Below are 15,704 nucleotides of genomic sequence, written 5' to 3' on the forward strand. Positions count from 1 at the left end.
CCCCGCTGGCCGGGCGCTACTGCAGCTTGACTTCGACCCGGCGCGCTTCGGCCGGCGGCCCGTCGGCCTGGGCCTGGGCGGGCTTGGCGAGTTCGAGCTTGTCTTCGGGCACGCCGGCGATCTTGAGCGCGGAACCCACGGCCATCGCCCGCTGCCTGGCGAGTTCGGCGTTTTTCTCGGGATCGCCGCTGGCGTCGTGGTAGCCGCTCACCAGCACCCGGCCTCCGCTCTGCACCGCCTTCACGACCTCGGCCAGCGCCGCGCTGGATCCGGCAGGCACTTCGGCGCTGTTGGTGGCGAAGTAGAACTTGACCACGCCGCCCTCGGTCTTGATCGAGGCGCCGCCGTCGGCGGCGGCGACCGGCGCCGCGACAGGGGCCGCCGCGGCGGGTCCCGGTGCCGGTGCGGCCGGCGCGCTGACCGGGGGCGGGGCCACCGCGGGCGCCGTCATCGCGCCCGCATCGCCAGCATGGAACTTCACCACCAGCGGCACGATCAGCAGGGCCACGATGTTGATGATCTTGATCAGCGGATTGACCGCCGGGCCGGCCGTGTCCTTGTAAGGGTCGCCCACGGTGTCGCCGGTGACCGCGGCCTTGTGCGCCTCGGAGCCCTTGCCACCATGGTGGCCGTCCTCGATGTACTTCTTGGCGTTGTCCCAGGCGCCGCCGCCGGTGCACATCGAGATGGCGACGAACAGTCCGGTGACGATGGTGCCCATCAACAGGCCGCCGAGGGCCTTGGGTCCGAGCAGCAGGCCGACCAGGATCGGCACCACCACCGGCAGCAGCGAGGGGATCATCATTTCCTTGATCGCCGCGCCGGTCAGCATGCTCACGGCCCGGCCGTACTCGGGCTTGCCGGTGCCTTCCATGATGCCGGGGATCTCGCGGAACTGCCTGCGCACCTCCTCGACCACCGAGCCGGCCGCGCGGCCCACGGCTTCCATGGCCATGGCACCGAACAGGTAGGGGATCAGGCCGCCGATGAAGAGGCCGACGATCACCATCGGGTCGCTCAGGTTGAAGCTGATGGCGAGGCCGTAGCTCTCGAGCTTGTGGGTGTAGTCGGCGAACAGCACCAGTGCCGCGAGGCCGGCTGAGCCGATCGCGTAGCCCTTGGTCACGGCCTTGGTGGTGTTGCCCACGGCATCGAGCGGGTCGGTGATGTCGCGCACGCTGGCCGGCAGCTCCGACATCTCGGCGATGCCGCCGGCGTTGTCGGTGATGGGGCCGTAGGCGTCGAGCGCGACCACGATGCCGGCCATGCTCAGCATGGCGGTGGCGGCCACCGCGATGCCGTAGAGGCCGGCCAGCATGTAGGAGGCCAGGATGGCGATGCAGACGAAGATCACCGGCCAGGCGGTGGAGCGCATCGAGACGCCGAGGCCGGCGATGATGTTGGTGCCGTGGCCGGTGGTCGAGGCTTGCGCGATGTGCTGCACGGGCTTGTACTGCGTGCCCGTGTAGTACTCGGTGATCCACACCAGCGCCGCCGTCAGCGCCAGGCCGACGAAGCAGGCGCCGAACAGCTTCAGCTGGCTGCCGGTGGCGGCGATCGCGTTGTCGGGGATCAGCCATGCGGTGACGAACCAGAAGGCGATCAGCGACAGGATGCCCGCCACCGCGAGGCCCTTGTAGAGCGCCGGCATCACGTTGACCATGCCCGGCGAGGCCTTGACGAAGAAGCAGCCGATGATCGACGCGATGATGGACACGCCGCCCAGCGCCAGCGGATACAACACCGCGTTGACCGGCGCCGCGGCCACCATCAGTGCGCCCAGCACCATGGTGGCGATCAAGGTCACGGCGTAGGTCTCGAACAGGTCGGCGGCCATGCCGGCGCAGTCGCCGACGTTGTCGCCCACGTTGTCGGCGATCACCGCCGGGTTGCGCGGATCGTCCTCGGGGATGCCGGCCTCGACCTTGCCGACCAGGTCGGCGCCGACGTCGGCGCCCTTGGTGAAGATGCCGCCGCCGAGCCGGGCGAAGATCGAGATCAGCGAGGAGCCGAAGGCGAAGCCGATCAGCGGGTTGAGCAGGCTGGCCAGGCTCTTGTCCGGCGTCAGGCCGCCGTTGCCCACCAGGAACCAGTAGAAGCCCGACACGCCCAGCAGGCCCAGGCCGACCACCAGCATGCCGGTGATGGCGCCGCCGCGGAAGGCGACGTCGAGGGCCGGGCCGATGCCTTGCGTGGCGGCCTGCGCGGTGCGCACGTTGGCCCGCACGGAGACGTTCATGCCGATGAAGCCGCAGGCGCCCGAGAGCACGGCGCCGATCACGAAGCCCACGGCGGTGGTGAAGTCGAGGAAGAGGGCGATCAGGATCGCCAGCACCAGGCCGACGATCGCGATGGTGCGGTACTGCTTCGCGAGGTAGGCCGCGGCGCCGGTCTGGATCGCGGCCGCGATCTCCTGCATTCGGGCATTGCCCGGGTCTTTCGCGAGGATCCAGCTGCGCGCCCAGAAGCCATAAGCCACGGCCACCAAGCCGCAGACGATGGCGAGGACGAGAGGGGTGTTGCCAGTCATGCTTCTCCAGTTCGTTCGTTGTAACTAATGGAGACGAAAGCCGGACCCGGTGCGCAACGCGTACGGGACAGTGCTTCCGCCGCGTTGCTTCCTCGAAGCCCCGGTGCCGCGAAGGGCAGGGACCGATTGGCCAACGTGGGCAATTTACAGGCAAAAACGGCTTTGTGTGCGACCGTCCGGTGACATGGAAAGTAAACTTCGGGTTTGTCCGCATCCCGATAACACTTTCAACTACTCCAAAGACAGACCATGTCCCTCGGCCAAGTTTCCCCCGGCAAAGACGCCCCCGAAGCCTTCAATGTCGTCATCGAGATCCCGATGAACGCCGACCCGATCAAGTACGAAGTCGACAAGGAGTCGGGCGCGATCTTCGTCGACCGCTTCATGACCACCGCGATGCACTACCCGACCAACTACGGCTACGTGCCGCAGACGCTGTCGGGCGATGGCGATCCGGTCGACGTGCTGGTGATCACGCCCTGGGCGCTGGTGCCCGGCGTGGTGGTGCCGTGCCGCCCGATCGGCATCCTGATGATGGAAGACGAGGCCGGTGTCGACGGCAAGGTGCTGGCCGTGCCGACCACCAAGGTGCTGCCGATCTACAGCCACTGGAAGACGGTGGAAGACGTGAACCCGATGCGCCTGAAGGCCATCACGCACTTCTTCGAGCACTACAAGGACCTGGAGGCCGGCAAGTGGGTCAAGGTGCTGGGCTGGGAAGGCATCGATGCCGCCAAGAAGGAAATCATGGACGGCATCGCCAACTACAAGAAGTAAACGACGCCGTTTCGAGATCGACGCCTCGCGGTGCCTGCCGCGAGGCGTTTTTTCATGGGGGTTCGGGGTGGCGGAACGGGCTGCGTTCGCCCAGGTGGTCCAGGTAGTTCTCGATGCCCGCGCCCTCGCGCTCGAGAAAGCGCTCGACCGCATCGGCGAAGGCCGGGTGGGCCAGCCAGTGGGCGCTGGTGGTGCGCACCGGCATCAGCGCGCGCGCCATCTTGTGCTCGCCCTGGGCGCCGCCTTCGAAGCGACGCACGCCGTGCTCGATGCACCACTGCAGCGGCTGGTAGTAGCAGGCCTCGAAATGCAGGCAGTCGACCCGTTCGAGCGCGCCCCAGTAGCGGCCGTAGGCGACCCGTGGCGCCGGCGAGTCGTCCACGCCGCCGGGCCCGGCCGCGAGCGCGATCAGGCTGGCCGCGATCGGCTTGCCGTCGCGCTCGGCGATGAACAGCAGCCAGGCCTCGGGCATGTCGGCGGCCATGCGGTGGAAGAAGTCGCGGTTCAGGTAGGGCGGGTTGCCGTGCTCGCGGTAGGTGCGGGCATAGCAGCGATAGAAGAAATCCCAGTCGGCCGCGCGAATGTCGCTGCCGCGCGACCAGCGGAAGGAGACGCCGGCATCGCGCACCTTGCGGCGCTCCTGGCGGATCTTCTTGCGCTTGTCGTGGGCGAGGCTGGCGAGGAAGGCGTCGAAGTCCTGCCAATCGGCGTTGTGCCAGTGGAACTGGACCGTATGGCGCAGCATCAGGCCGGCTTCCGAACAGGCGGCGATGTCCTCGTCGGCGCCGAACAGCAGGTGCAGCGACGACAGTTCTTCCTCCTTGCACCAGGCGACCAGGGCCTGCACCAGCAAGGCGCGGCTCTCGGCATCGCGGGCCAGCAGGCGCGCCCCCGGCACCGGCGTGAAGGGCACCGCGCAGACCGCCTTCGGGTAGTAGGCCAGCCCGTGCTGGTCGTAGGCGTTGGCCCAGGCCCAGTCGAAAACGTACTCGCCGTACGAGTGGTCCTTGACGTAGAGCGGGCAGGCCGCCATCAACCGCTTGCCGCGCCACAGCGTGACGAACTGCGGCGTCCAGCCGCTCGCCGGCGAGGCGCTGGCGCTGGCATCGAGCGCAGCCAGGTAGGCGTGGCGCGGGAAGGGGGAGGGCGCAGGCTGCAGGGCCAGCAGCGCGTCCCAGTCGGCGGCGTCGATCTCGGACGGCGAACGGTGGATGCGGACGATCGGCGTGGTCAAGGGCGTGGGGTCAGCGTTGCTTGCCGGGTCCGAAGGACTCGGCGATGTAGATGCCGCCCAGCACCAGCGCCAAGGCGAGCGCATGGTAGGCCGACAGCGGCTCGCCGAGGACCAGCACCGCCAGCAGCGGGCCGAAGATCGGCACCAGGTTCAGAAACAGCCCGGCGCGCGCCGGCCCGATCGCCGCCACCGCCTGGATGAAGAAGATCTGCGAGACGAAACTCGGCAGCAGGCCGATGAAGACGATCAGGGCGAGGCCGGTGGCGGTCGGCATGAAGAAGTGGCCGGTCGCGATCTCGGCCACCACCAGCGGCACCGAGGTCAGTGCCGCCACCGCCGCCATCGCGGCGAAGAAGACGATGGCCGGCACCGCCGGCCGGTTGCGCAGCCCGAGCGCATAGCCGGCGTAGAGCATGCACGCCAGCACGATCCAGACGTCGCCGATGTTGAAGGCGAGGCCGGCCAGCAGCGCGAACTGCCCGCGCGACGCCACGACCACGATGCCGGTCAGCGTCACCAGCACGCCGACGATCTGCAGCAGGCCGATGCGGCTGCCGAAGAAGACGAAGCCACCCAGCAGCACGAGCACCGGAATGGTGCCCTGGATGATTGCGATGTTGATGGCGGTGGTGTGATGCGCCGCGGCGTAGAAGAGCGCGTTGAAGCCGGTGAAGCCGAGCGTGCCCATCAAGGCGATGGGCCGCCAGGACGGCCGCAAGGCCCGCCAGTGCGTCGAGATATCGCGCCGCGAACTCAGGGCCAGGGCGAGGCAGCAGACGATCCAGCGCGAGAAGGTCAGCATCATCGGCGAGACCTCGCCGACCGCCAGCCGGGCCGCCACGGCATTGGCGCCCCAGATCAGCGTCGCCAGCACCAGCAGCAGGTAGGCCCTACCCTGGGGCCGGGGCGCAACGGCGTCGGAGAAGCTGGGGGAAGAAGAACCTGTGCGCATCGCCCGTCGAGGGTAACAGCCCGCGTCGAGGCGTGTGGAACGCGGTCCGCAAGCCATGGGATTCGAAGGCCGATGACATAATCGACCAGCCTTTTTTCTACATCGACATGACCCTGAAACTCGCCATCGCGCAGCTCAATTTCGTCGTGGGCGACCTCGGCGGCAACGCCCGCAGGATCGTCGACGCGGCCCGCGACGCCTACGGCCAGGGGGCGCGCCTGCTGCTCACGCCCGAACTGTCGATTTGCGGCTATGCCGCCGAGGACATGTTCCTGCGGCCGGCTTTCGTCACGGCCTGCGACGACGCGGTGCGTGCCGTGGCCGCCGAGCTCGCCGACCTCGACGGCATGGTGGTGGTGGTGGGGCATCCCACGGGCGGCAGCCTGCGCAGCCGGTCGGTCGCGGTGCAACTGCGCCACAACGCCGCCAGCGTGCTGAGCGAGGGCCGCATCCTCGACACCTACGCGAAGCGCGAACTGCCGAACTACCAGGTGTTCGACGAGCGCCGCTACTTCACGCCGGGCGAAGGCGTTTGCGTCTTCGAGGCCGGCGGCATCCAGGTCGGCCTGCTGATCTGCGAGGACGCCTGGTTCGACGCCCCGGCCCAGCTCGCCAAGGACGGCGGCGCCGAGATCCTCGCGGTCATCAATGCCTCGCCTTTCCATGTCGGCAAGGAGGGCGAGCGGGTCGCGCGCATGGCCGAGCGCGCCACCGCGGTGGGGCTGCCGCTGGTCTACGCGCACCTGGTGGGCGGGCAGGACGAGGTGGTGTTCGACGGCGCCTCCTTCGCCCTCGAGGCCGACGGCAGCAGGGCCCTGCAGGCCGAAAGCTTCCAGGAGCGCCTGGTCTTCGCCCAGCTCGAACGGCGCGCGAGCGGCGTCGGCTTCGTGCGCGGCGAGGCCGCCGTCGCCGCCCCGCGCGCGCCCGAGGCCCAGCTCTGGGATGCGCTGGTCGTGGGCGTGCGCGACTACATCGGCAAGAACGGATTCCCGGGCGCCATCCTCGGCCTGTCGGGTGGCATCGATTCGGCGCTGGTGCTGGCGATCGCGGTCGACGCGCTCGGCAAGGACCGGGTGCGGGCCGTGATGATGCCCTCGCCCTATACGGCCGACATCAGCTGGATCGACGCCCGCGACATGGCCAAGCGGCTCGGCGTGCGCTACGACGAGATCTCCATCAAGCACACCTTCGAATCTTTCCGCGGCGCGCTGGCCGAGGAGTTCAAGGGTCTGGCCGAGGACACGACCGAGGAGAACCTGCAGGCTCGCATCCGCGGCACCCTGCTGATGGCGTTGTCGAACAAGTTCGGCTCGATCGTGCTGACCACCGGCAACAAGAGCGAGATGGCGACCGGCTACTGCACGCTGTATGGCGACATGGCGGGCGGCTTCGCGGTCATCAAGGACCTGCTGAAGACCACCGTGTTCGCCCTCGCGCGCTGGCGCAACGCGCACGACCCCTACGGCACCGGCACCGAGCCGATCCCCGAGCGGATCATCACCCGGCCGCCGAGCGCCGAACTGCGGCCCGACCAGACCGACCAGGACAGCCTGCCGCCCTACGACATCCTGGACGGCATCCTGGCGCGCTACATGGAGGACGACGAAGGCATCGACGAGATCATCGCCGCCGGCTACGAGCGTGCCGTCGTCGAGCGCGTGGCGCGCCTCATCAAGATCAACGAGTACAAAAGGCGCCAGGCGCCGGTGGGTATCCGTGTCACCCATCGCAGCTTCGGCAAGGATTGGCGCTACCCTATCACCAGCAAGTTCAACGAAACCGCCGGAAGAAAGACCGTATGAAGCAAATCACCGCCATCCTCAAACCGTTCAAGCTCGATGACGTGCGCGAGGCCCTGGCCGAGGTCGGCGTCACCGGACTCACCGTCACCGAGGTCAAGGGTTTCGGCCGCCAGAAGGGACACACCGAGCTCTACCGCGGCGCCGAGTACGTGGTCGACTTCCTGCCGAAGATGCGCGTCGAGGTGGTGGTCAACGAAGCCGACGTCGAGCGCTGCGTCGACGCCATCGTCAGCGCCGCGCGCACCGGCAAGATCGGCGACGGCAAGATCTTCGTCACCAACGTCGAACGCGTGGTCCGCATCCGCACCGGCGAAGAAGACGAAGCCGCTGTATAGGTTCGCCCGCTAGAGGACTTCGGCGAGCTTGTCGCCCTTGGGATGCTGCCTGGCTTCTTCGGCCAGGGCCTCGAGCAGGGCGCCGGTGTCGGTGCCGGTGCGCACCAGGGTCATCTGCCAGTCGTTCATGAAGCCCGTGCGGACGCTCTCCGCCAGGAACGCCAGCATGCCGTCGTAGTAGCCGCCGGCGTTCAGGATGCCGACCGGCTTGTCGTGGTAGCCGAGCTGGCGCCAGGTCCAGATCTCGAACAGTTCCTCGAAGGTGCCGATGCCGCCGGGCAAGGCCAGGAAGGCGTCGGCGCGTTCGCCCATCATGGCCTTGCGCTCGTGCATGGTGTCGACCACGTGCAGTTCGTCGCTCTGGCGGTTGGCGAGTTCCTTGTCGACCAGGGCCTTGGGAATGATGCCGACCACCCGGCCGCCGGCCGCGCGGGTGGCCTCGGCCACGCTGCCCATGAGGCCGGTGCGGCCGCCGCCGTAGACCAGCTGGCCGCCGCGCTCGCCGATCCAGCGGCCGACCGCCTGCGCCACGGCGGTGAATTCGGGACGCTCGCCGGGACGCGAGCCGCAATAGACGCAAATCGAAAAAGAGGGGGAAGTCATGCCCCCGATCATGCCGCGCCTAGATGAACCTTTGCCATAAAGCGGCCAGCCAGACGCCAGCGCACAGCAGGATCGACAGCAGCACGGCCGCGCTGCCCAGGTCCTTGGCGGCCTTCGACAGCGAATGCCATTCGGGCCCGATGCGGTCGATGGCGGCCTCGATCGCGCTGTTGAGCAGTTCGACGATCAGCACCAGCACCACCGTGGCAACCAGCAGCGCCACCTCGACCCAACTGCGGCCGACCCAGAAGGCGGCCGGGACCATCACGACGGCGCAGGCCACTTCTTCGCGGAAGGCGGCCTCGCGCCAACCGGCGCGAAAGCCGTTCACCGAGATCAGGGCGGCATGCCAGACGCGCCGGATGCCGCGCCGCAGGGCCTGCGGATTGACCGGCTCGGAGCCGCTCATCGCCGGCTCATCGGCCTGGAGCTGATCAAGCGGGTGCCAGCCCAGGCGTCGTGCCAGAACTGGCGCTCGGGATGGAAGCGCGCCAGCAGGGCCCAGACCGCCACCCAGCCGAGGACCAGCACGGCGGCTTCGCCGCCGCCGAGCTTGAAGGGGGCGATGAGCGCGAGCGGCGGCAGGAACCAGACCCAACTCAGCAGGTAGCGCAGCAGGGCCCGGCCCTGGCTCAGGGCCCGGCCGCGGCGGTCGACCACGCGGATGCCCCAGGTCTTCATCGCCAGGGTCTGGCCCTTGGCCCAGAAATAGACGAAGTAGACGCCGAAGACGATGAACAGAAAAGCCTGCAGCAGATGCCTCCGCGAATCCATCGCGTCACGCATCTGGCCCAGGGTGCTGAACAGCCAGCCGGCGACGAACACCACCGCGAACAGCAGCATGCCTTCGTAGAGCCAGCAGGCCATGCGGCGCCAGAGACCGGGCGTGGCCGGGGGGGCGGCGTCCTCACCGGCAGCCGCGTGCGGACCGGTCGCGCCGGAGAAACTGGATGCCATCGACGGTCAGGGCGCCGACGATGGCTGTTCGGCTTGGCGAACCGGCGGGGTCGATGCCACCGGCGGCTCCGCAGCGGGTGCGCTGGGGGCGGGCGGCGGGACCTGCGCTTCGGCGGAGACGGGGGCGGTGGCGGCAGGCACCGGAGCGGCCGGCCGCGCGACGACCATCGGCGCAGCCGGTGGTGCGAGCTGGATGCGCGGCGTGTGCTGAGGGTCGGCACCGGCCGCGGGCACCGGCGCCAGCTTCTGAAGCGGAACCGGACGGATCGCCGCGGCCGCGCCTGGCGAGGTCGTCGGCGCGCTGGCGGCGAGCCGGCTCTTTTCCTCGTCGCTGAGGGCCTGGTAGGCCTCCCACTTGGCCTTGCGCTCATCGGCGGGCAGGCGCTTCGCGTCGGCGAAATTGAGCCGCGCCTGGGCTCGCTCCCGGTTGCTCAGCTTGGCCCACTCTTCCATGCGGCTGTGCAGGATCTCACGGTCCGCGGTCGACATCTCCGCGTAATCGCGCACGATCGCCAGCCATTTGCGCTTATGGGGCTCGGTCAGCTCGTCCCAGGTGGAAGCCAGGGGCTCCAAGGCCCGCTGCTGGCGCGCGGTCAGGTCGCGCCAGGCCGGCTTGGCCACGGCCTTGACGGCCGGCGCCACCGCCTTGGCCGGCGGCGCGTCGGCGGGCGGCCCGGCCGCACTCTCGAACGCGACCAGCACCAGCGCGGCCGCGCACAGGACGCCGGCCGCCGAAGAGAGGGGGAGTGAAGGCAGCATTCGTTGCGGGGGAATCAGCGCTCGCCAGCGTCGCTGGTCTTCAGGAACTGGGCGAAGCCGGGGTCGGTGTAGGCCGCGGGCGGCAGGTCGTCGGTCAGGAGCGCCGAGTCGACTTCCGCCAGTTCGTCGGTTCGGCGTTCTTCCTGGATCACGCTGATCGCCATCAGGCCCGCCGCCAGCGCGACCAGCGGCACCACCGAGCCGATGCGCGTCCACCAGCCGCCCCCCAGCACGGCGGCGCGGCCGCTGGCGACCACCACCGGGGCCGTTCGGAGTTCCGGCACGGTCTTGCGGCGGGCCACGGCCTGCACGCGGGCCGCGCGCAGGCGCTCGCCGACCTCGTGCGAGAGATCGAGGTTGCCGGCGGACAGGCGCGCGGCGACCCGGCGGCCGAATTGCTCTTCGAAGGCAACGGCGGACCCTGGCGGGGCGGTGTTTGTTGGTTTCATAGCGAAATTCCCTTGGCTTTGAGCGCCTTGCTCAAGGCGTGCACGGCCCGCGAACAGTGGGTCTTGACGCTCCCTTCGGAGCAGCCCATCGCGGCGGCCGTCTCGGCGACGTCCATTTCCTCCCAGTAACGCATCAGAAAGGCCTCGCGTTGACGCCCTGGCAGTGCGGCGATTTCTTCTTCGATCTCGTGAAAGATCTGCGTTCGCCGGGTGGCGTCCTCGGCGCTCTCGCTTTCACGCGTGTCGGTCGGGGCCTGGACATGCTCGAGCAGGTCGAATTCGCCTTCGTCGTCGAGCGATTCGAAGTCGCTCAGGTTCGAGAACAGGGCCCGGCGGGTCTTCTGGCGCCGGAACCAGTCCAGCGTGCAGTTCGAAAGGATCCGCTGGAACAGCATCGGCAGTTCGTTGGCCGGCTTGTCCCCGTAGTGCTCGGCGAGCTTCATCATGCTGTCCTGCACGATGTCCAGCGCCGCCTCTTCGTCCCGCACGTGGTAGACGGAGCGCTTGAATGCCCGTCGTTCGACGCTCTTCAGGAAGTCGGAAAGTTCTTTTTCAGTGGCCAAGCGAATCCGGCGCCGGGGAAGGGCGCCGCGTGGGGAAAAGTCTCGGGGACGTTTGTCTTTTTGTCGCCGCGGATTATGCCTCCGGCCCCATCGGGCCCGCTCGGGCCGCCTATGCGGATTCGTGCGTGTCATAATCCGCCTCGCAAGTCAAAAGGCAAACGGGTCACGGTCCGGCGGTATACAGATACGCCCATGGTTGTGGCCTCAAGTCCTGACGCGGCTTCAAAAGAGCTGGCGAAGGGGCACCCAAGGTTTTTCGTTCCCGAAAAAACACAAAGGTTCATCATGGAAATCTCCAAGGCGGAACTCACTTCCGCAGCAGCCGCATCCTCCGGGATGGGCAACCAAACCCAAGAACTCATGGGCGCCGAGGTGCTGGTCAAGGCACTGCAGGCCGAAGGCGTCAAGTACGTCTGGGGCTACCCCGGCGGCGCGGTTCTCTACATCTACGACGCCTTCTACAAGCAGGACACCATCCAGCACGTGCTGGTGCGCCACGAGCAGGCCGCCGTCCACGCGGCCGACGGCTATGCCCGCGCCACCGGCGATGTCGGCGTCGCGCTGGTCACTTCCGGTCCCGGCCTGACCAATGCGGTCACCGGCATCGCGACGGCCTACATGGACTCGATCCCGATGGTGATCATCTCGGGGCAGGTGCCGACCGCCGCAATCGGCCTCGACGCCTTCCAGGAATGCGACACCGTCGGCATCACGCGGCCGATCGTCAAGCACAACTTCCTCGTCAAGGATCCCAAGGACCTGGCGATGACCATGAAAAAGGCCTTCCACATCGCCCGCAGCGGCCGCCCCGGGCCGGTGGTGGTCGACGTGCCGAAGGACGTCTCCTTCAAGAAGGTGCCCTACAGCGGCTATCCCGACAAGGTCGAGATGCGCTCGTACAACCCGGTGCGCAAGGGCCACGGCGGCCAGATCCGCAAGGCACTGCAGCTGCTGCTGACGGCCAAGCGGCCCTATATCTACACCGGCGGCGGCGTGCTGCTCGGCAACGCCACCAACGAGCTGCGCACCCTGGTCGACATGCTCGGCTACCCGGTCACGAACACGCTGATGGGCCTGGGCGCCTATCCGGCCAGCGACCGCAAGTTCCTCGGCATGCTGGGCATGCACGGCACCATCGAAGCCAACAACGCGATGCAGAACTGCGACGTCCTGCTGGCCGTGGGCGCGCGCTTCGACGACCGCGTGATCGGCAATCCGAAGCACTTCGCCCAGAACGAACGCAAGATCATCCACGTCGACATCGACCCGTCGAGCATCTCCAAGCGCGTCAAGGTCGACATCCCGATCGTCGGCGACGTCAAGGACGTGCTGACCGAGCTGATCTCGATGATCCGCGAGAGCACCACGCGCCCCGACGCCGGCGCGCTGGCCAGCTGGTGGAGCACCATCGAGGAATGGCGCGGCAAGGACTGCCTCAAGTACGACCGCGGCAACAAGGAGGTGATCAAGCCGCAGTACGTCATCGAGACGCTGTGGAACATGACCAAGGACGCCGACACCTACATCACGTCCGACGTCGGCCAGCACCAGATGTGGGCCGCGCAGTACTACCGCTTCGACGAGCCGCGGCGCTGGATCAATTCGGGCGGCCTGGGCACGATGGGCGTGGGCATTCCGTACGCGATGGGCATCAAGCTCGCCAAGCCCGAGTCGGAAGTGTTCTGCGTCACCGGCGAAGGCTCGGTGCAGATGTGCATCCAGGAGCTCTCGACCTGCCTGCAGTACAACACGCCGATCAAGATCTGCTCGCTCAACAACCGCTACCTCGGCATGGTGCGCCAGTGGCAGGAGATCGAGTACTCGGGCCGCTACAGCCACAGCTACATGGACGCGCTGCCCAACTTCGTGAAGCTGGCCGAGGCCTATGGCCACGTCGGCCTGCTGATCGAACGGCCGCAGGACGTGGAGCCGGCGCTGCGCGAGGCGCGCAAGCTCAAGGACCGCACCGTGTTCATGGACTTCCGCACCGACCCGACCGAGAACGTGTTCCCGATGGTCAAGGCGGGCATGGGCATCACCGAGATGCTGCTGGGTTCCGAAGACCTCTAGCGCGAGCGAAAGCGAAGCCACAAGTCCCCGTGTCCGAAGGACCGGGTTTCAACCCCTTTTTGAGACGATTCAATCGCTTGTCGAGCCCGCGCATTACCGTGCACGGGGGAGGGCGGCGAAAAGAGGAGTCCTGCTGACATGAAACACATCATTGCCGTGCTGCTCGAGAACGAGCCCGGTGCACTCTCCCGCGTCGTCGGCCTGTTCTCGGCCCGCGGCTACAACATCGAATCGCTCACCGTCGCGCCGACCGAGGACCCGAGCCTGTCGCGCATGACCATCGTCACCGCGGGCTCGGACGACGTGATCGAGCAGATCACCAAGCACCTGAACCGCCTGATCGAGGTGGTCAAGGTGGTCGACCTCACCGAAGGCGCCTACACCGAGCGCGAGCTCATGATGGTCAAGGTGCGCGCGGTCGGCAAGGAGCGCGAAGAGATGATGCGCATGGCCGAGATCTTCCGCGGCCGCATCATCGACGTGACCGACAAGAGCTACACCATCGAGCTCACCGGCGACCACGGCAAGAACGACGCCTTCCTCGAAGCCATCGATCGCGGCGCAATCCTCGAGACCGTCCGTACCGGCGCCAGCGGCATCGGCCGCGGCGAGCGCATCCTGCGCGTCTGAACCCCCTCATCCACACCCACCGAATCAACGAAGGAGCACTCTCATGAAAGTCTATTACGACAAGGACGCGGACCTGAGCCTCATCAAGGGCAAGACCGTCGCGATCATCGGCTACGGCAGCCAGGGCCATGCACACGCGCAGAACCTGAACGACAGCGGCGTCAAGGTCGTGGTCGGCCTGCGCAAGGGCGGCGCCTCATGGGACAAGGTCGGCAAGGCCGGCCTCAAGGTCGCCGAAGTGGCCGAGGCGGTGAAGTCCGCCGACGTGGTCATGATCCTGCTGCCCGACGAGCAGATCGCCAGCGTCTACAAGAACGACGTCGCGCCGAACATCAAGGAAGGCGCTTCGCTGGTTTTCGCCCACGGCTTCAACGTGCACTACGGCTTCGTGCAGCCGCGCGCCGACCTCGACGTCTGGATGGTCGCTCCCAAGGCACCGGGCCACACCGTGCGCAGCACCTACACCCAGGGCGGCGGCGTGCCCCACCTGGTGGCCGTGCACCAGGACAAGAGCGGCAAGGCGCGTGACCTGGCCCTGTCGTACGCCACCGCCAACGGCGGCGGCAAGGCCGGCATCATCGAGACCAACTTCCGCGAAGAAACCGAGACCGACCTGTTCGGCGAGCAAGCGGTGCTGTGCGGCGGCACGGTCGAACTGATCAAGGCCGGCTTCGAGACGCTGGTGGAAGCCGGCTACGCCCCCGAGATGGCCTACTTCGAATGCCTGCACGAGCTCAAGCTGATCGTCGACCTGATCTATGAAGGCGGCATCGCCAACATGAACTACTCGATCTCGAACAACGCCGAATATGGCGAGTACGTGACCGGCCCGCGCATCGTCACGGACGAGACCAAGAAGGTCATGAAGCAAGTGCTGAAGGACATCCAGACCGGCGAATACGCCAAGAGCTTCGTGCTCGAAGCGGCCGCCGGCCAGCCGGCGCTGATCAGCCGCCGCCGCATCAATGCCGAGCACCAGATCGAAGTCGTGGGCGAACAGCTGCGCGCGATGATGCCCTGGATCAAGAAGAACAAGCTGGTCGACCAGACCCGCAACTGATCCGGATTCTTTCCGATGCATGAAGGGCCACCCTGCGGTGGCCCTTTTTCATGGAGGCGCGCCCTGCGCCTGAACTAAACTGCCACCGATGTTTGCCATCTCCCGTCCTGCCCCGTCCCCGAGCCCCTTTCGCCCTGGAGGCCGACCCCATGCATGACGACACGCTTCCCGACGACGTGCCGACGCGCAAGCGGCGCAAGGGCATCTACATCCTGCCGAACCTGTTCACGCTGGCGGCCCTGTTCGGTGGCTTCTACTCGGTCGTGATGGCCATGAACGCGCGCTTCGACCTGGCCGCGCTCGGCGTCTTCGCGGCCATGGTGCTCGACAGCCTGGACGGCCGCGTGGCGCGCATGACCAACACCCAAAGCGCCTTCGGCGAGCAGATGGACTCGCTGTCCGACATGGTGTCCTTCGGCGCCGCGCCGGCCCTGATCGCCTACGAGTGGTCGCTCAAGGGACTGGGCCGCTGGGGCTGGATCGCCGCCTTCGTCTACTGCGCCTGCGCGGCGCTGCGGCTGGCGCGCTTCAACGTCAACACCGGGGTGGTCGATAAGCGCTGGTTCCAGGGCCTGCCGTCGCCGGCGGCGGCGGCGCTGGTGGCCGGCTTCATCTGGCTCGTGACCGAATGGGGCAAGCGCGGCGGCGAGGTGCTGTACCTGTCGTGGAACCAGATCACCTGGGTCACCTTCGCCTTCACGCTGTATGCGGGGCTCTCGATGGTGACCAACGCGCCGTTCTACAGCTTCAAGGACATCCAGATGAAGCGCAGCGTGCCGTTCGCGGTGATCGTGCTGATCGCGCTCGGCATCGCGGTCATCAACATCCATCCGCCGACCGTGCTGTTCGGGGTCTTCGTCGCCTACGGGCTGAGCGGCTACGTGGTCTATGCGTGGCGCAAGGCCAAGGGGCAGCAGGTGAGCGTGATCAGCATCTCGACGGACGAGCCGGACGAACGCGGACTCCACAATTGAGCCGCACTG

16 protein-coding genes are annotated in these 15,704 nt (G+C 67.5%); 7 read left to right on the forward strand and 9 right to left on the reverse strand.

Going from position 1 to position 15,704, the window contains the following annotated elements; translation table 11 throughout:
- Window positions 1-16: 16 nt before the first annotated feature.
- Window positions 17-2,530, reverse strand: a complete 2,514-nt coding sequence (locus QTI33_RS24825; protein WP_286509026.1) for a sodium-translocating pyrophosphatase — start codon at window positions 2,528-2,530, stop codon at window positions 17-19.
- Window positions 2,531-2,779: 249 nt separating this feature from the next.
- Between QTI33_RS24825 and ppa the strand changes: the two genes are divergently transcribed.
- The gene (gene ppa, locus QTI33_RS24830) at window positions 2,780-3,307 is read left to right on the forward strand and encodes an inorganic diphosphatase (protein WP_286509027.1); all 528 of its coding nucleotides are present in this window, start codon (window positions 2,780-2,782) and stop codon (window positions 3,305-3,307) included.
- Window positions 3,308-3,359: 52 nt separating this feature from the next.
- Here the strand turns inward: ppa and QTI33_RS24835 are convergent, their stop codons facing one another.
- On the reverse strand, window positions 3,360-4,541 hold the full coding sequence (locus QTI33_RS24835; protein WP_286509028.1) for a GNAT family N-acetyltransferase: 1,182 nt from the start codon (window positions 4,539-4,541) through the stop codon (window positions 3,360-3,362).
- Window positions 4,542-4,551: 10 nt separating this feature from the next.
- Window positions 4,552-5,493 (reverse strand): DMT family transporter, encoded by a 942-nt coding sequence (locus tag QTI33_RS24840; RefSeq protein ID WP_286509029.1) that lies wholly within the window; start codon window positions 5,491-5,493, stop codon window positions 4,552-4,554.
- A gap of 107 nt (window positions 5,494-5,600) precedes the next feature.
- On the opposite strand from QTI33_RS24840, the gene QTI33_RS24845 reads away from it, so the two are divergent.
- Window positions 5,601-7,295: an NAD+ synthase gene (locus QTI33_RS24845; RefSeq protein WP_286509030.1), complete on the forward strand. Its 1,695-nt coding sequence runs from the start codon at window positions 5,601-5,603 to the stop codon at window positions 7,293-7,295.
- The gene (locus QTI33_RS24850) at window positions 7,292-7,630 is read left to right on the forward strand and encodes a P-II family nitrogen regulator (protein ID WP_286368035.1); all 339 of its coding nucleotides are present in this window, start codon (window positions 7,292-7,294) and stop codon (window positions 7,628-7,630) included. The genes QTI33_RS24845 and QTI33_RS24850 overlap by 4 nt, the downstream gene beginning before the upstream one ends.
- A 9-nt stretch (window positions 7,631-7,639) precedes the next feature.
- On the opposite strand, the gene QTI33_RS24855 is transcribed toward QTI33_RS24850, so the two are convergent.
- From QTI33_RS24855 to QTI33_RS24880, 6 genes are read right to left on the reverse strand one after another with little or no spacing between them, the layout of a single operon-like run.
- Window positions 7,640-8,233, reverse strand: coding sequence for an LOG family protein (locus QTI33_RS24855; RefSeq protein ID WP_286509031.1), 594 nt, complete (start codon window positions 8,231-8,233; stop codon window positions 7,640-7,642).
- 19 nt (window positions 8,234-8,252) lie between these two features.
- The gene (locus tag QTI33_RS24860; protein ID WP_286509032.1) at window positions 8,253-8,642 is read right to left on the reverse strand and encodes a diacylglycerol kinase; all 390 of its coding nucleotides are present in this window, start codon (window positions 8,640-8,642) and stop codon (window positions 8,253-8,255) included.
- Window positions 8,639-9,190, reverse strand: coding sequence for an RDD family protein (locus tag QTI33_RS24865; RefSeq protein ID WP_286509033.1), 552 nt, complete (start codon window positions 9,188-9,190; stop codon window positions 8,639-8,641). The genes QTI33_RS24860 and QTI33_RS24865 overlap by 4 nt, the downstream gene beginning before the upstream one ends.
- Before the next feature lie 6 nt (window positions 9,191-9,196).
- Window positions 9,197-9,949 (reverse strand): DUF3106 domain-containing protein, encoded by a 753-nt coding sequence (locus QTI33_RS24870; protein WP_286509034.1) that lies wholly within the window; start codon window positions 9,947-9,949, stop codon window positions 9,197-9,199.
- Between the two features lie 14 nt (window positions 9,950-9,963).
- Window positions 9,964-10,398: a DUF3619 family protein gene (locus QTI33_RS24875; RefSeq protein ID WP_286509035.1), complete on the reverse strand. Its 435-nt coding sequence runs from the start codon at window positions 10,396-10,398 to the stop codon at window positions 9,964-9,966.
- Window positions 10,395-10,961 (reverse strand): RNA polymerase sigma factor, encoded by a 567-nt coding sequence (locus QTI33_RS24880; protein WP_286509192.1) that lies wholly within the window; start codon window positions 10,959-10,961, stop codon window positions 10,395-10,397. The genes QTI33_RS24875 and QTI33_RS24880 overlap by 4 nt, the downstream gene beginning before the upstream one ends.
- Before the next feature lie 285 nt (window positions 10,962-11,246).
- Here QTI33_RS24880 and QTI33_RS24885 point away from each other — a divergent pair, with 285 nt between their 5' ends.
- The 4 genes from QTI33_RS24885 (at window position 11,247) to pssA (ending at window position 15,695) form a co-directional block, all read left to right on the forward strand.
- A complete protein-coding gene (locus tag QTI33_RS24885) occupies window positions 11,247-13,031 on the forward strand; it encodes an acetolactate synthase 3 catalytic subunit (protein WP_286509036.1) in 1,785 nt (594 codons plus the stop codon).
- Window positions 13,032-13,169: 138 nt separating this feature from the next.
- Window positions 13,170-13,661 carry an acetolactate synthase small subunit gene (ilvN, locus tag QTI33_RS24890; protein ID WP_076998466.1) on the forward strand — a complete coding sequence of 164 codons (492 nt, stop codon included), beginning with the start codon at window positions 13,170-13,172 and terminating at the stop codon, window positions 13,659-13,661.
- 43 nt (window positions 13,662-13,704) lie between these two features.
- Window positions 13,705-14,721 carry a ketol-acid reductoisomerase gene (gene ilvC, locus QTI33_RS24895; RefSeq protein WP_286509037.1) on the forward strand — a complete coding sequence of 339 codons (1,017 nt, stop codon included), beginning with the start codon at window positions 13,705-13,707 and terminating at the stop codon, window positions 14,719-14,721.
- Between the two features lie 149 nt (window positions 14,722-14,870).
- The gene (gene pssA, locus QTI33_RS24900; RefSeq protein ID WP_286509038.1) at window positions 14,871-15,695 is read left to right on the forward strand and encodes a CDP-diacylglycerol--serine O-phosphatidyltransferase; all 825 of its coding nucleotides are present in this window, start codon (window positions 14,871-14,873) and stop codon (window positions 15,693-15,695) included.
- Window positions 15,696-15,704 lie beyond the last annotated feature (9 nt).

The organism is Variovorax davisae (genome assembly GCF_030316845.1).
GTDB lineage: Bacteria > Pseudomonadota > Gammaproteobacteria > Burkholderiales > Burkholderiaceae_C > Variovorax > Variovorax davisae.

Coding starts and splice junctions, on each gene's coding strand:
- QTI33_RS24825 (WP_286509026.1), bottom strand. CDS start 2,530: ATGACTGGCAACACCCCTCTCGTCCTCGCCATCGTCTGCGGCTTGGTG.
- ppa (WP_286509027.1), top strand. CDS start 2,780: ATGTCCCTCGGCCAAGTTTCCCCCGGCAAAGACGCCCCCGAAGCCTTC.
- QTI33_RS24840 (WP_286509029.1), bottom strand. CDS start 5,493: ATGCGCACAGGTTCTTCTTCCCCCAGCTTCTCCGACGCCGTTGCGCCC.
- QTI33_RS24845 (WP_286509030.1), top strand. CDS start 5,601: ATGACCCTGAAACTCGCCATCGCGCAGCTCAATTTCGTCGTGGGCGAC.
- QTI33_RS24850 (WP_286368035.1), top strand. CDS start 7,292: ATGAAGCAAATCACCGCCATCCTCAAACCGTTCAAGCTCGATGACGTG.
- QTI33_RS24855 (WP_286509031.1), bottom strand. CDS start 8,233: ATGACTTCCCCCTCTTTTTCGATTTGCGTCTATTGCGGCTCGCGTCCC.
- QTI33_RS24860 (WP_286509032.1), bottom strand. CDS start 8,642: ATGAGCGGCTCCGAGCCGGTCAATCCGCAGGCCCTGCGGCGCGGCATC.
- QTI33_RS24865 (WP_286509033.1), bottom strand. CDS start 9,190: ATGGCATCCAGTTTCTCCGGCGCGACCGGTCCGCACGCGGCTGCCGGT.
- QTI33_RS24870 (WP_286509034.1), bottom strand. CDS start 9,949: ATGCTGCCTTCACTCCCCCTCTCTTCGGCGGCCGGCGTCCTGTGCGCG.
- QTI33_RS24875 (WP_286509035.1), bottom strand. CDS start 10,398: ATGAAACCAACAAACACCGCCCCGCCAGGGTCCGCCGTTGCCTTCGAA.
- QTI33_RS24885 (WP_286509036.1), top strand. CDS start 11,247: ATGGAAATCTCCAAGGCGGAACTCACTTCCGCAGCAGCCGCATCCTCC.
- ilvN (WP_076998466.1), top strand. CDS start 13,170: ATGAAACACATCATTGCCGTGCTGCTCGAGAACGAGCCCGGTGCACTC.
- ilvC (WP_286509037.1), top strand. CDS start 13,705: ATGAAAGTCTATTACGACAAGGACGCGGACCTGAGCCTCATCAAGGGC.
- pssA (WP_286509038.1), top strand. CDS start 14,871: ATGCATGACGACACGCTTCCCGACGACGTGCCGACGCGCAAGCGGCGC.